We start from the raw sequence: 12,508 nt of genomic DNA, 5'->3' as shown, positions 1-12,508 counted from the left end.
AAACGAAACCGGCTCAATGGAAGCGGTGTGCTTTTTAACAGAGCAACACGTTAAAGGTCGTGATACCTACTGGAAGGTTCGCCAAGCGGTAGAAACAACACAAGATTGCCTATACACATTTAATCAGCTAAAAAGCAAAAAAGTAGACCCTCGTCGTCCACTTCGTAAAATTGTGTTTAACGTACCAACACGTCGCGAGCTGACCATTGGTGAAAGCGCTATTGAGCATGGTTTAGCCATTGCCGCAGGTAGTAAGCTATGTAAAGACGTAGCCAACATGCCACCCAACATTTGTAACCCTGCTTATTTAGGCGAACAAGCGCAAGAGCTGGCTAGCAATTTTGACAACATCACCGTTGATATTATTGGCGAAGAAAAAATGGCCGAACTAGGTATGAACTCGTACTTAGCAGTTGGTCGCGGCAGTGATAACGAATCGGTTATGTCGGTTATTAACTACAAAGGTGCAAGCGATGAGCAAGCGCCTATTGTGCTAGTAGGTAAAGGCTTAACGTTTGACTCGGGCGGTATTTCAATTAAGCCAGGCGAAGCCATGGATGAAATGAAATACGACATGGGCGGCGCAGCTGGTGTAATTGGCGCTATGCGCGCACTGGCACAAATGCAGCTACCTATTAATGTAATTGGTGTTTTAGCCGGCTGTGAAAACATGCCAAGCTCTAACGCGTATCGCCCTGGTGATATTTTAACAACAATGTCGGGGCAAACCGTTGAAGTGCTTAATACTGATGCCGAAGGCCGATTAGTATTATGTGATGCGTTAACTTACGTTGAGCGTTTTGACCCAGATACAGTAATTGACGTAGCAACACTAACAGGCGCATGTATTGTTGCCCTTGGTGCACACGCAACAGGTTTACTGTCAAACCACAACCCACTTGCGCATGATTTATTAAAAGCGTCTGAGCAAAGTGGCGACCGTGCATGGCAGTTACCACTGTGGGATGACTATCAAGATCAACTCGATAGCCCATTTGCCGATTTTACAAACTTAGGTGGGCGCTCTGCTGGTACTATTACCGCAGCGTGTTTCTTATCTAAGTTTACTAAAAAGTATAACTGGGCTCACCTAGACGTAGCCGGTACCGCGTGGCGCAGTGGTGCTAAAAAAGGCGCAACAGGTCGCCCTGTTCCTATGCTTACTCAGTATTTATTAAACCGAGCGGGTGTAAGCGAAGCTACGCACGACTAATAACCTAATTAACCTGAGCCTTATTTAGAAAAGCCACTCAGCAGATATTTTTAGCGCTAACAACGTTAAATTTATTTGCCATAGGCAAAATATTTTAACCAGAGCTTAGGTTATTTAACTTGTATTAAGGCGCCATTTGGCGCCTTTTTTATTGCTGTAATTATCTGTGTATTAATTGAAGCAAACCCCGTTATATGGCAAAATCTGCCTCTTAATTTATGTGTATCAACTATGTGCACATTCAATGTCATGGGAAACCCCGATACAATGAACATGAATGCTCAATTTTTCGTTCTAAAGCAACAAGATGAATCTAAAGCGCAGGCTGATGATCATTTTGCTTTAGCAGCTCAAATTGCCGCAGAGCAGTATCGATTAGGGCATCGTGTATTTATTTTTGTAGATAACGAACACACCGCCTATGCCATTGACGAAACCATTTGGGCATTTGATCCCGACAGTTTTGTGCCGCATAACCTGCAAGGCGAAGGCCCTAAAGCCGGCGCACCAGTAGAAATAGGCACCACGCCTCCTGTTGGCAAACGTAACGTTTTAATTAACTTAGCTAATAACCTGCCTGATTTTATTAGGCGTTTTAGCCAAGTTTTTGATTTTGTACCAGTAGAGTCTGTAGCTAAACAAGCCGCTCGTGAGCGCTTTAAAAAGCTGCGCCAACTTGGTGCCAATATCAGCACGCAAGAGATTAATAGCTAGCCGTTTAGGATAAAGCTAACCAACTAATTTAAGTACTTATTTAAGGTTCTGTGTAATGGATAAAACCTACAATCCGCAAGATATTGAACAGTCGCTATACCAAGACTGGGAACAAAAAGGCTACTTTAAGCCATCTGGCCAAGGCGTACCGTATTCGATCATGATCCCGCCGCCAAATGTCACCGGTAGCTTGCACATGGGCCACGCCTTCCAAGATACAATAATGGATACCCTTACGCGTTTTAAGCGTATGCAAGGTAACAACACATTATGGCAAGTAGGTACTGACCACGCGGGTATTGCAACGCAAATGTTGGTTGAGCGTAAACTACACGCTGAAGAAGGTAAAACACGTCACGATTTAGGCCGCGAAGATTTTATTAATAAAATTTGGGAATGGAAAAACGAATCTGGCGGTACTATCACTAAACAGCTTCGCCGTCTTGGCGCATCGGTTGATTGGGACCGTGAACGCTTTACGATGGACGATGGCTTATCTGAAGCGGTTAAAGAAGTCTTTGTACGTCTTCACAAAGAAAACCTAATTTATCGCGGTAAGCGCCTAGTAAACTGGGATCCAAAATTACACACAGCTATTTCAGACCTTGAAGTTGAAAACAAAGACAAACAAGGCCACATGTGGAATCTGCGCTACCCACTTGCTGATGGCGTTAAAACACAAGACGGCAAAGACTACATTGTCGTAGCAACAACACGTCCAGAAACCATGCTAGGTGACTCAGGTGTGGCGGTTAATCCAGATGACGAGCGCTACACAGATTTAATTGGTAAAGAGATTTTACTGCCTATCGTAAATCGTCGTATCACAATTGTTGCAGATGAACACGCTGATAAAGACAAAGGCACGGGTTGTGTAAAAATCACCCCTGCACACGACTTTAACGATAACGAAGTTGGCAAGCGTCATAAAATGCCAATGATCAATATTTTCGATAAAAACGCTGCTATTCTAAGCCAAGGTGAAACATACACCTTTGACGGTAAAGAACTTGAGTTTGATGCGCCAATTCCTGAGCGCTTACACGGCCTAGACCGTTTTGCTGCGCGTAAAGCGATTATCGCAGAATTTGAAGAACTTGGTTTACTCGAAAAAATCGAAGACCATGCGTTAACTGTACCTTACGGCGACCGCTCTGGTGTGATCATTGAGCCACTCCTTACCGACCAATGGTATGTACGTGTTGCGCCACTTGCAGAACCTGCAAAAGATGCCGTTAAAAATGGCGACATTCAGTTTGTGCCTAAACAGTACGAGAACATGTACTTCTCGTGGATGAACGACGTACAAGATTGGTGTATTTCACGCCAGCTTTGGTGGGGTCACCGTATTCCAGCTTGGTACGACAGCGAAGGCAACGTTTACGTTGGCCGCGATGAAGCTGAGGTACGCCGCGACAACAACATTGCCGATGATGTTACGCTAAGCCAAGACGAAGACGTACTTGATACCTGGTTCTCATCTGCGCTATGGACGTTCTCAACGCAAGGTTGGCCAGAGAACACGGATGATTTAAAAACCTTCCACCCATCTGACGTGTTAGTAACGGGTTTTGATATTATTTTCTTCTGGGTTGCGCGTATGATCATGATGACGCTGCACTTTATAAAAGATGAAAATGGTAAGCCACAAGTGCCGTTTAAAACAGTGTATGTTACCGGCCTAATACGTGATGACAACGGCGATAAAATGTCTAAGTCAAAAGGTAACGTACTTGACCCACTAGATATGATTGACGGCATCGAGCTTGAAGATTTAGTACAAAAGCGTACCGGTAACATGATGCAGCCTAAACTTGCTGCAAAAATTGAAAAAGATACGCGCAAAGTATTTGCAAATGGTATTGAAGCACACGGTACCGATGCGCTTCGCTTTACCCTTGCAGCAATGGCATCAACTGGTCGTGATATCAACTGGGATATGAACCGCCTAGAAGGTTACCGTAACTTCTGTAATAAACTATGGAACGCAAGCCGTTACGTATTAATGAACACAGAAGAGCAAGATTGTGGCTTCAACGATGCACAAAAAGAGTTCTCGTTAGCCGATCGTTGGATATTAGGTCAATTTGAAGCAACGGTTAAAACCTACACTGAGCACCTTGATAACTACCGCTTTGATTTAGCCGCTAACACACTTTACGAATTCACTTGGAACCAGTTCTGTGATTGGTACTTAGAGCTGACTAAGCCGGTATTATTTAAAGGCAATGAAGCACAGCAACGTGGTACACGTAATACACTCATTACGGTACTAGAAAGCCTACTGCGCTTAATGCACCCAATGATGCCATACATTACCGAAACTATTTGGCAGCGCGTTGCACCACTGGCAGGGCTTGAAACTAAAGGCACCAGCATCATGGTACAGGGCTTCCCTGTTTATAATGAAGCAAACGTTGATGCCCAAGCTATGGACGACTTAGAGTGGGTTAAACAGTTTATTTTAGCAATTCGTGTTATTCGTGGTGAGATGGACATCAGCCCGAGTAAGCCACTTAACGTGTTGCTAGCTAACGCGTCAAGCGATGATGTGCGCCGTATTAACGAGAACGAGTCATTTATTGCCTCGCTTGCTAAACTTGAATCGTTCACCCTGCTTGAAAACAAAGACGATGCACCAGCGTGTGCAACATCCTATGTTGGCAACCTTGAAATTATGATCCCTATGGCGGGCTTAATTGACGTTGAAGCAGAGCTTGCACGTATTAACAAGCAACTCGAAAAAGCAGAAAAAGGCCTAGCCCAAGTGCAAAACAAGCTGGCTAACGAAAAGTTTGTAAATAACGCACCAGAAGCCGTACTTACAAAAGAAAATGCTAAATTAGCTGAATTCACTGATGCCAAAACCAAGCTACTTGAGCAAAAAACTAAAATAGAAAGCTTATAATTTTAGTTGCCTGCTAAAGCAATTTAGCAGGCATTAAAAAAGCCGCTCACTGTTAAAGTGAGCGGCTTTTTTGTGCCCTGCGATTAACCACAAGGCACCGCTACATTAGAACTTGTAGTTGTACTGAGCGCCAACAAGTACAGCGTGACCTTTAGACTCAAAGCCCCACTCACTGCCTGACTCATCAGCTTCAGTAAATGTTTGTGTTTTACCACGAATAATACTCACACCTAAATCAACATTTGATTGCGTGTCGATAGTGTAGTTACCACCAAACGAGAACCAAAAACGGTCTGTATCAGGGATAGAGATAGAAAGGTGAGTTTGCGATACTGGCGACTCATCAAACGCTACACCTGCACGAAGTAGTAAGTCTTCGTTGTATTGATAATCTGTGCCGATAGAGTAACGAAACGCATCGTCAAACTGCTCTTGCTTTTCAAAAGCAACAAACTTGTCGCCTGTTGGTGCAGTTACTTGCGCTTCTAGTGACTCAAAGCTGCTCCAACCTGTCCATAATACGCTGTAGTGTAAGCCAAGTTTTTCATCTAACTGGTGAGAACCAGAAAACTCAGCAATAGCTGGTAACGTTATCTCTACAGAACCCGGTAGTTGTGCACCACCAGTGCCGCCTACAGCTACTGGTAAGTCATTTGAGAAATCACCTTCAAATGTGATGTCTGTTTCGCTGCGGTAGTTAAAACCAAAACGGCTATTTTCGTCTAGTTGGTACATTAAACCAACGTTTAAACCTAGGCCTGTGTCGTCACCTTGAAGGTTTACTGCATCAGCACCAAAATCAAAGCCGCTTGTATTAGCGCCTACTTTACGGATTACGGTTGCATCTGCATAAATGTAGTTTAAGCCAATACCAAAGCTAAATTGCTCAGTTACTTTATAAGCAACGCTTGCATTAAGGTTAACGGTGAAAATTTCTGTCTCGCCTGCAATTTGGCCTGCTACGTAGTCATCGTTAAACTCTGTAGATAAACCAAAGTTAGAAAACGCGCCAAAACCTAGCGATACTTTATCGTTATACGGCATAGTAAAGTAAGCGGCAGGTACAACTGCGCTTGGTGCTATGCTGTCATCATCTAGGGCACTTGGATCAATACCGTTATTGGTTTGCGTCCCTTCTAAGCTCACATCTGGAATTACACCAATAGCAGCAACACTAAGTTGCTTATCTTTAAATAAAGTCATTAATGCAGGGTTGCGAGCAACAACAGACGCATCATCTGCGATAGATGCTTCACCTGCGTATGCACGGCCTAAACCTGACGCGTTTTGCTCTGCTAATTGAAACGCGGCTGCAAAACTATCAGCCGAAACAAATGCAAGCGAAGCTGCAATAAGAGTTTTAGAAAATTTCATTGTTGTGTCCTTAACCAAACAAGCGTTTGGGTATCTATGTGTTGTTATTAGGATTTTAAACTTGGCTACACTACCTTAATTTTTTATAAAAAACTGTAACAAAGCGACAAAAAACACCAAAAAACACGTTTTTTAACTACATTTTAACAACTATTTAAAACTCATCGGAGCAGAAATGTGTTATTAGAGCTTATACTCTAATTGTAATTAATTATCATTTAGATTGACTTGTAATTCCCTGCATTTTAAACTCATTACAAAATCACAAAGGAAGCAAATAGGTGATCATTTTACTTATTATTGCAGGGCTCATTTTTTGTGGCGCCAGTGTGTTTTGTTTTTATAAAGCAAACTATTGTGCCTGCACACAAGCCGGCCAATGCGATAACCCCGTAAACCATTACTGGTTAGGGGCCATGCTAAATGCATTAGTGTCGTTAGCTTTTTGCTGTATTGCACTGCATGTACAGCAAGGAACATTATTATGGCTAACGTTAATGGCGAGTTGTTTTTTAGGCGCTTATATTTCTGCTAAACGCGAAAAACTTAAGCGCTGTAAAAAAGCTAATTCAACAAGTGCTCTTTTAACAAACGAGCCAAATTAATTTGATAGTCGAGTGGCTTGATACTCGAGACTATTTTAATACTTTGATCAGGCTCATTTAAGTCTAAGTCTTTAGGGGTGACGTGGTGCCCGTGTTTAGCATTATAAAATAGCTTAACTTTAGGCTTGATGGGATTTGTTTTATTGCCCTCGAGCACGAGAGCTAATCGCTCATTGGTTAATTTAACAATAGTGCCTACTGGGTGCACACCTAAACATTTAATAAAGTGCTGTACTAGCTCTGCATCAAATAGCTCTTTGTTAGCCAACAAATAACGCAGCGCATTAATGGGTTCATCCCCTTCTTGATGCGGTCTATCGGCTGTTAGCGCATCGTACACATCAACAATTGCCATCATCCGCGCTGGGCGGCTAAGCTTTTCAGCTCTAATACCACGCGGATAGCCTGAGCCATCTAATCGCTCATGGTGGTTAACTATCATGTCGAGTATTAGGGGGGTAATGCCTTTTTCACCTTTAACCAAACCTAAACCTTGAGCCACATGGCGTTTAATAATATCCATTTCGCTGCTAGTGAGTTTACTTGGCCTAGAAATAATCCCCTGCGGGAGTTTAGCTTGGCCTAAGTCGTGAAGTAACGCGCCCATAGCAAGCTGCTGCACGGCTTCTTCTTTATATCCTAAATATTTAGCAAATACGGCGGTAAAAATAGCGCAGTTAATCATGTGGCGCCAATTGTAGCTATGTTTGTCTTTTATGCGGGTTAAAATGGTCATTGCGCTGGTATTTCTAAATACCGAGCTGACTATATCGTTAGCCATTTCATCAATCACCTTTAAATTAACCGACAACCCTGTGGTTACATCGCCATACAAAGCTTGCAGCTTGCGATTATGCTGCTCAAAGTTGATGCTGGCTTTGGCAAATTCTTGCTCAAGGGTAATCGCAGGTTTTACAACGGGTGGCTTTGTTTTACTGCTTGATGTGGTGCTCTTTTGTGAGGGCGCACTCTTAGGTTTGTACTTATCGGGTATGGCGGCATCGCCTTTGGTAAAGTCGATAAGCAGCTCTAAAACGCCTTCGGTTACTAAGCGTTTTATAATTGCCTGGTTTCGCACTAAGCCACTGGTTTTTATTTTTATACTGTTGAGCCCTTCATGCTGTTTGGTAACACTGTCAACAAACATACCTGGGGTGAGCTCTGAAATGGGTAACGCGATGAGCATGGCAGAAGCGTTTTCTACAATTAAATATGCCTACTAAATAGCATTATTTAACCCTAAAAGTCTAATTTTTGAGTTGAGGGCAATACCATATAACTATAAAGGACTACTAAAATGAAGGTAGACGTAAACAAGGAAAACAATAAAAAGCAAATGGCGCTCTTGCTAGGAATCGAACCTAGAACTTAGCCTCCGGAGGGCCACGTGATATCCATTTCACCACAAGAGCACATTTGTTGCCAAAACACTAACTCGCGATATCAATGCTTTAGCACTGGCAATAATAAAGAGATCTTTAAATAAATACCAGCATCATTGAGTTATATGCCTATAAATCAAACTGTTTTTGATAAAACACTTCACAACTTGCCAAAAACAAGCTATTTATTGGTATTCGATAAAAAAATAGTAACCGTTTGGCAACATGTTCTGAATGCTTACGGATTATATAGAGGATGTAATTATGAGTTTAATGTCGACTGAGCAAGTGGCTGAGTTTTTAGGTGTAAAAGCCGAGCGGGTAAAACGCCTTGCTCGTGAGAGCTTGCTTATTGCCAAGTCTGAAGATGAAAACGGTGAACCCCAATTTGATGCTGACGAAGTAGCAAAGTACAAAGAGCTTGCCGCGCGTTTTGGCGGGCTTTAACCTTTTATTTCGCTTGATAACTTATTTAGCTGCGCGCGTAATGTGCTTGCCTTATTATTTATGTCGCGCTGCTCATACCACCCTATACACAACACCAAAAACACCACTTTAAAGTAACGTAGCTTTTCATAAGCGCAATAAAACTCACTGGGTATTGCTTGCTGGGCGCTATATTGCTCAAGCAAAGTGTGCTCTGCGTGCGCATTTAGCTCTAAGCTAACCGCAAGTGCCGCTAAATCAAAATACACGTCGTTTGTTTGCGCATATTCAAAGTCAATCAAATACATGCCACTTGAATTTACTATTAGGTTATCTTTAACTAAATCGTTATGACAAAAGCCACTGTTGTAGGGCATGTCATTAATGGCGCTTAGCGTATCTTCAATTAAGCGGCTGTGCTGTTGATATATGTTGCTATTAGCGTAATACACAAGCTCTTTTGCAATATCCATTGGCTGTGTAGCTAGAGGGTAACTATGAACGCGTGCCAATTTTTCAACTAAGTCGATGCTGTAGGTATTAGTAGCAATATCACCACAAATATAGCGAAATGCAGCTCGCCTGTTAGCCTTATCGAGCCAAATGGGTTTAGGGCAAACGTTATGTTGGCTAAGTGCAGTTTGGGCTTGTAGCCCTATTGTAGGCCAATGCGATTTGTAGCATTTTAATAAGTAGTTTTGCTGTGCGGTTTTTATTAAGTAATTGTCGTTACTTAAACCATTCACTAATTTAGTGGTTTGTAGCACGTGCTCAGGTGCCACAAACTCACTACATAACGCGGCAATATTTGGATTACGGTGCATGCGTTATAATTGCGCTAATGGCTTAGCTTGGCTTTGCTCGTACTCTTCGTACCAGGTTTTAAATCCCCACGCGGCCATAATAGTGTAAAAAATAAATAGCGCGAGCGTTGGGTAATAGCCTTTTTCGTAATACAAATACATAGAGGCCGCATCAATAACAATCCAATACAGCCAGTTTTCGAGTACTTTTTTAGCAACCAAATACGTGGTTACCACTGCAAAACAGGTTGTAAAGCTATCTAGGTAGGCAAAATCGGCGTGGGTGTAGTTTTGCATTACATAGCCAATAATAATGGCCGCTAAGCTCGTAGCGCCTATAAGAATGGCGTGGCGTTGTGTAGACCATGAGGTAATACTAATATTATCTGCTTTGCCTTTGCGCCATACCATCCAGCCAAATACAGCCATGTACATGTAATAAAAATTAAGTAGCGACTCCATAAGCAGCGCACCATTCCAGTACATTATGGTGTAAATAAGCGTGCTAAAAAAAGCGGCAGGCCAGCACCATAGGCTCTCTTTTATTGCCAGTAACAAATAAGCAATAGACAACCCTACCGCAATATATTCCCAATACGACATTGCTGTAAAACCACTTAAGGTTTGTGTTAAAAAATCCATGTGTGCGGTTACCGTTTTTAATACACGTTAAATAAAGGCGATTACTCTGGAGATAAATCGCCAGATAAAAACTTACAAACAAAAATAGCCTTACCAAACTCTTCGTACGAGCGTTTAATTTCAGTGTTTAGCACTTGCATTACTAAATCATAATCGCCAAAAATTTGCGTAGAAAGCGTATTGGTGATCACTTTTAAGTTGTCGTATTCGTTCAAACGGTCAATAAAGCCCTTAATAAACGGAATGTAATCTTGATGAAGTGGGTATTTACTGATCTCTACTGATAATTTCATTTTAAACTCTACTTTTAATTATTTGATTTCAACAAATCGTTCAATGCCAGTTCAATACAGTGTAAAATTACACTCACACTCAATTAGCTGAGCTTATTATGGCACGCAGAATAACCTATACATTTAAAAACCAACCGCGCGAAATTAACTTCGCAAAAGACAAATACCACGACATGTATCAAGCTATTGCCGCTGCCGAAGGTATTGATTTAACTAACTACTTAAACATGGTACGCCAAATAGAAATGACCTCAAAAGGCTCTTCGGCTGTACGTAACTTTCGTGACCAAGAATTTGCCCGCATGGGCTTTAGTGATATTTACTTTATTAAAGAATAAATATCACTTGTTAACTATCGCTGGTACTCGTAACTTACGCGCGGTGTAATATTACACAGTAATTCGTAAGGGATAGTATCGGCGCAGTGGGCTATTTCTTCAACCGGAAGCTCCGGCCCCCACATTGTAACGCTGTCGCCTACTTTAACATTGTGCTCGTTTTCGCCTATATCAATGCTTATCATATCCATAGACACACTGCCTACAATACCGTAACGCTGCCCTGCAATCATAACCGGTGTGCCTTCTTTGGCATGACGCGGATAGCCATCGCCATAACCCATAGCCACTACGGCTAATTGGGTTGGTTTATCACTTTGCCAACGGCCTCCGTACCCTACTCGCTCATGGGCGGCAACATCACGCACTGCAATCACCTTTGTGGTTAAACGCATGACCGGCTTTAAATTGTGTTCTTGCCCTGTGCAGTTTGCCATTGGCGACACCCCATAAAGCATAAGTCCTGGGCGTATCCAATCACCGTGTCCTGCTGGCCAAGCTATAATACCGGCCGAGTTTGATAAACAATGTGCTTGATCTATGCCATTTACAAGCGTATCAAATAAGCTAATTTGCTGTGCCGTTTTAGTATTGTGCGTATCATCGGCACACGAAAAATGGGTCATCAAATTAATGGTGCTTTTAGCATTGGGTGTGCGCTGCAAGCGGCTATAAAATGCGTCAAACTGCTCCGGTGCTATGCCTAATCGGTGCATGCCGGTGTTTATTTTTAGCCAGCAAGTAATTGGCGCATCTAAGGTGGCATTTTCTATTGCTGCAAGCTGGTTTTCGTCGTGCACAATAGTTTGAAAATTATTAGCCAATAAAATAGGTAAGTCGGCTTTATTAAAAAATCCCTCAAGCAGTACTATTGGCTTTGTTAAACCACCGGCGCGCAGTGCGAGGGCTTCATCAATTCGGGCAACAGCAAAAGCATCAGCACTATTTAAGTGCTGGGCAATTTTTACTAAACCATGCCCATACGCATTGGCTTTTAATACCGCCATTATTTTGCTATTTGGCGCAAAACGTTTTACCTGCGATAAGTTATGCGCAAGGGCGGTTAGGTTAATTTCGGCAGTGGCTAGGCGCATTAGTATTCATCATCAACTGCTGGCCCCGCGTAATTATCAAAGCGAGAAAATTGCCCTTGGAAGGTTAAGCGCACTTTACCAATTGGGCCGTTACGCTGTTTACCTATGATAATTTCGGCGATGCCTTTTTCTGTACTGTCTTCGTTGTATACCTCATCACGGTATATAAACATGATTAAATCGGCATCTTGCTCTATCGAACCCGACTCACGTAAATCTGAGTTAATTGGGCGTTTATCGGCACGTTGCTCTAGCGTACGGTTTAGCTGCGAAAGCGCAATAACCGGGCACTGTAACTCTTTAGCGAGCGCTTTTAATGAACGCGATATTTCGGCAATCTCTAAAGTACGATTATCTGATAAACTAGGTACGCGCATTAACTGAAGGTAATCGACCATGATCATACTAATACCACCGTGGTCGCGCGCTATACGTCTTGCACGTGAACGCACATCGGTAGGTGTAAGCCCCGATGCATCATCAACATACATTTTGCCTTTTTCCATCAACAGCCCCATAGTTGATGAAAGGCGTGCCCAATCGTCATCATCTAGCTGGCCAGTACGTACCTTAGTTTGGTTAATACGACCAAGTGATGCCAACATCCTCATCATAATTTGTTCAGAGGGCATCTCTAATGAGTAAATAAGCACAGGCTTGTCTTGCGTCATTGCGGCGTGCTCAGCAAGGTTCATCGCAAAGGTGGTTTTACCCAT

General features: G+C 42.5%; 13 protein-coding genes and 1 tRNA gene. 6 read left to right on the top strand and 8 right to left on the bottom strand.

Going from position 1 to position 12,508, the window contains the following annotated elements; translation table 11 throughout:
* The 3 genes from B2R65_RS00785 to B2R65_RS00775 all read left to right on the top strand — a co-directional run.
* Positions 1 to 1,213 (top strand): leucyl aminopeptidase (locus B2R65_RS00785; RefSeq protein WP_286740223.1); only part of this gene is annotated, 1,213 nt, incomplete at its 5' end.
* A gap of 267 nt (positions 1,214 to 1,480) precedes the next feature.
* Positions 1,481 to 1,927: a DNA polymerase III subunit chi gene (locus B2R65_RS00780; RefSeq protein WP_024031635.1), complete on the top strand. Its 447-nt coding sequence runs from the start codon at positions 1,481 to 1,483 to the stop codon at positions 1,925 to 1,927.
* A 55-nt stretch (positions 1,928 to 1,982) separates the two neighbouring features.
* On the top strand, positions 1,983 to 4,835 hold the full coding sequence (locus tag B2R65_RS00775) for a valine--tRNA ligase (protein WP_286740222.1): 2,853 nt from the start codon (positions 1,983 to 1,985) through the stop codon (positions 4,833 to 4,835).
* 105 nt (positions 4,836 to 4,940) lie between these two features.
* Here B2R65_RS00775 and B2R65_RS00770 read toward each other — a convergent pair whose 3' ends face one another.
* The gene (locus B2R65_RS00770; RefSeq protein WP_286740220.1) at positions 4,941 to 6,209 is read right to left on the bottom strand and encodes an outer membrane protein transport protein; all 1,269 of its coding nucleotides are present in this window, start codon (positions 6,207 to 6,209) and stop codon (positions 4,941 to 4,943) included.
* Positions 6,210 to 6,490: 281 nt separating this feature from the next.
* On the opposite strand from B2R65_RS00770, the gene B2R65_RS00765 reads away from it, so the two are divergent.
* Positions 6,491 to 6,814 carry a hypothetical protein gene (locus B2R65_RS00765; RefSeq protein ID WP_029772472.1) on the top strand — a complete coding sequence of 108 codons (324 nt, stop codon included), beginning with the start codon at positions 6,491 to 6,493 and terminating at the stop codon, positions 6,812 to 6,814.
* Here the strand turns inward: B2R65_RS00765 and B2R65_RS00760 are convergent.
* Complete coding sequence (locus B2R65_RS00760) at positions 6,774 to 8,000, bottom strand: cyclic di-GMP phosphodiesterase (protein WP_286740216.1); 1,227 nt, start codon at positions 7,998 to 8,000, stop codon at positions 6,774 to 6,776. The two genes, B2R65_RS00765 and B2R65_RS00760, sit on opposite strands and share 41 nt — an antisense overlap.
* Positions 8,001 to 8,151: 151 nt before the next feature.
* Positions 8,152 to 8,226, bottom strand: a tRNA-Arg gene (locus tag B2R65_RS00755).
* A gap of 234 nt (positions 8,227 to 8,460) precedes the next feature.
* Here B2R65_RS00755 and B2R65_RS00750 point away from each other — a divergent pair.
* Complete coding sequence (locus B2R65_RS00750) at positions 8,461 to 8,643, top strand: hypothetical protein (protein WP_024031630.1); 183 nt, start codon at positions 8,461 to 8,463, stop codon at positions 8,641 to 8,643.
* On the opposite strand, the gene B2R65_RS00745 is transcribed toward B2R65_RS00750, so the two are convergent.
* Genes B2R65_RS00745 through B2R65_RS00735 form a run of 3 tightly spaced genes read right to left on the bottom strand, consistent with a single transcriptional unit; the run spans position 8,640 to position 10,360 of the window.
* Positions 8,640 to 9,446 (bottom strand): phosphotransferase, encoded by an 807-nt coding sequence (locus tag B2R65_RS00745; protein ID WP_286740212.1) that lies wholly within the window; start codon positions 9,444 to 9,446, stop codon positions 8,640 to 8,642. The genes B2R65_RS00750 and B2R65_RS00745 overlap by 4 nt on opposite strands.
* Before the next feature lie 3 nt (positions 9,447 to 9,449).
* Entirely contained in the window at positions 9,450 to 10,067 is a 618-nt protein-coding gene (pnuC, locus tag B2R65_RS00740) for a nicotinamide riboside transporter PnuC (RefSeq protein WP_286740210.1), read from the bottom strand.
* A 41-nt stretch (positions 10,068 to 10,108) separates the two neighbouring features.
* On the bottom strand, positions 10,109 to 10,360 hold the full coding sequence (locus tag B2R65_RS00735) for a hypothetical protein (protein ID WP_004588464.1): 252 nt from the start codon (positions 10,358 to 10,360) through the stop codon (positions 10,109 to 10,111).
* A gap of 98 nt (positions 10,361 to 10,458) precedes the next feature.
* Between B2R65_RS00735 and B2R65_RS00730 the strand changes: the two genes are divergently transcribed.
* Positions 10,459 to 10,698, top strand: a complete 240-nt coding sequence (locus B2R65_RS00730; RefSeq protein ID WP_004588463.1) for a DUF2960 domain-containing protein — start codon at positions 10,459 to 10,461, stop codon at positions 10,696 to 10,698.
* Between the two features lie 14 nt (positions 10,699 to 10,712).
* Here the strand turns inward: B2R65_RS00730 and alr are convergent, their stop codons facing one another.
* A complete protein-coding gene (gene alr / locus B2R65_RS00725; RefSeq protein ID WP_273608209.1) occupies positions 10,713 to 11,792 on the bottom strand; it encodes an alanine racemase in 1,080 nt (359 codons plus the stop codon).
* Positions 11,792 to 12,508, bottom strand: a 717-nt coding sequence (locus B2R65_RS00720) for a DnaB-like helicase C-terminal domain-containing protein (RefSeq protein WP_286740207.1), incomplete at its 5' end; no start/stop codon positions are given. The genes alr and B2R65_RS00720, both read right to left, overlap by 1 nt.

The organism is Pseudoalteromonas sp. UBA2102, from assembly GCF_002331165.1.
Lineage (GTDB): Bacteria > Pseudomonadota > Gammaproteobacteria > Enterobacterales > Alteromonadaceae > Pseudoalteromonas > Pseudoalteromonas atlantica.
Note: the sequence above shows the minus strand (reverse complement) of the source record. Positions and strands in the feature narration are given on the sequence as shown.

What these genes read in the sequence shown, in the direction of transcription:
- B2R65_RS00735 (WP_004588464.1), bottom strand. Translation starts at nt 10,360, where the DNA reads ATGAAATTATCAGTAGAGATCAGTAAATACCCACTTCATCAAGATTAC.
- B2R65_RS00775 (WP_286740222.1), top strand. Translation starts at nt 1,983, where the DNA reads ATGGATAAAACCTACAATCCGCAAGATATTGAACAGTCGCTATACCAA.
- B2R65_RS00770 (WP_286740220.1), bottom strand. Translation starts at nt 6,209, where the DNA reads ATGAAATTTTCTAAAACTCTTATTGCAGCTTCGCTTGCATTTGTTTCG.
- B2R65_RS00745 (WP_286740212.1), bottom strand. Translation starts at nt 9,446, where the DNA reads ATGCACCGTAATCCAAATATTGCCGCGTTATGTAGTGAGTTTGTGGCA.
- alr (WP_273608209.1), bottom strand. Translation starts at nt 11,792, where the DNA reads ATGCGCCTAGCCACTGCCGAAATTAACCTAACCGCCCTTGCGCATAAC.
- B2R65_RS00750 (WP_024031630.1), top strand. Translation starts at nt 8,461, where the DNA reads ATGAGTTTAATGTCGACTGAGCAAGTGGCTGAGTTTTTAGGTGTAAAA.
- B2R65_RS00730 (WP_004588463.1), top strand. Translation starts at nt 10,459, where the DNA reads ATGGCACGCAGAATAACCTATACATTTAAAAACCAACCGCGCGAAATT.
- B2R65_RS00760 (WP_286740216.1), bottom strand. Translation starts at nt 8,000, where the DNA reads ATGCTCATCGCGTTACCCATTTCAGAGCTCACCCCAGGTATGTTTGTT.
- B2R65_RS00780 (WP_024031635.1), top strand. Translation starts at nt 1,481, where the DNA reads ATGAACATGAATGCTCAATTTTTCGTTCTAAAGCAACAAGATGAATCT.
- pnuC (WP_286740210.1), bottom strand. Translation starts at nt 10,067, where the DNA reads ATGGATTTTTTAACACAAACCTTAAGTGGTTTTACAGCAATGTCGTAT.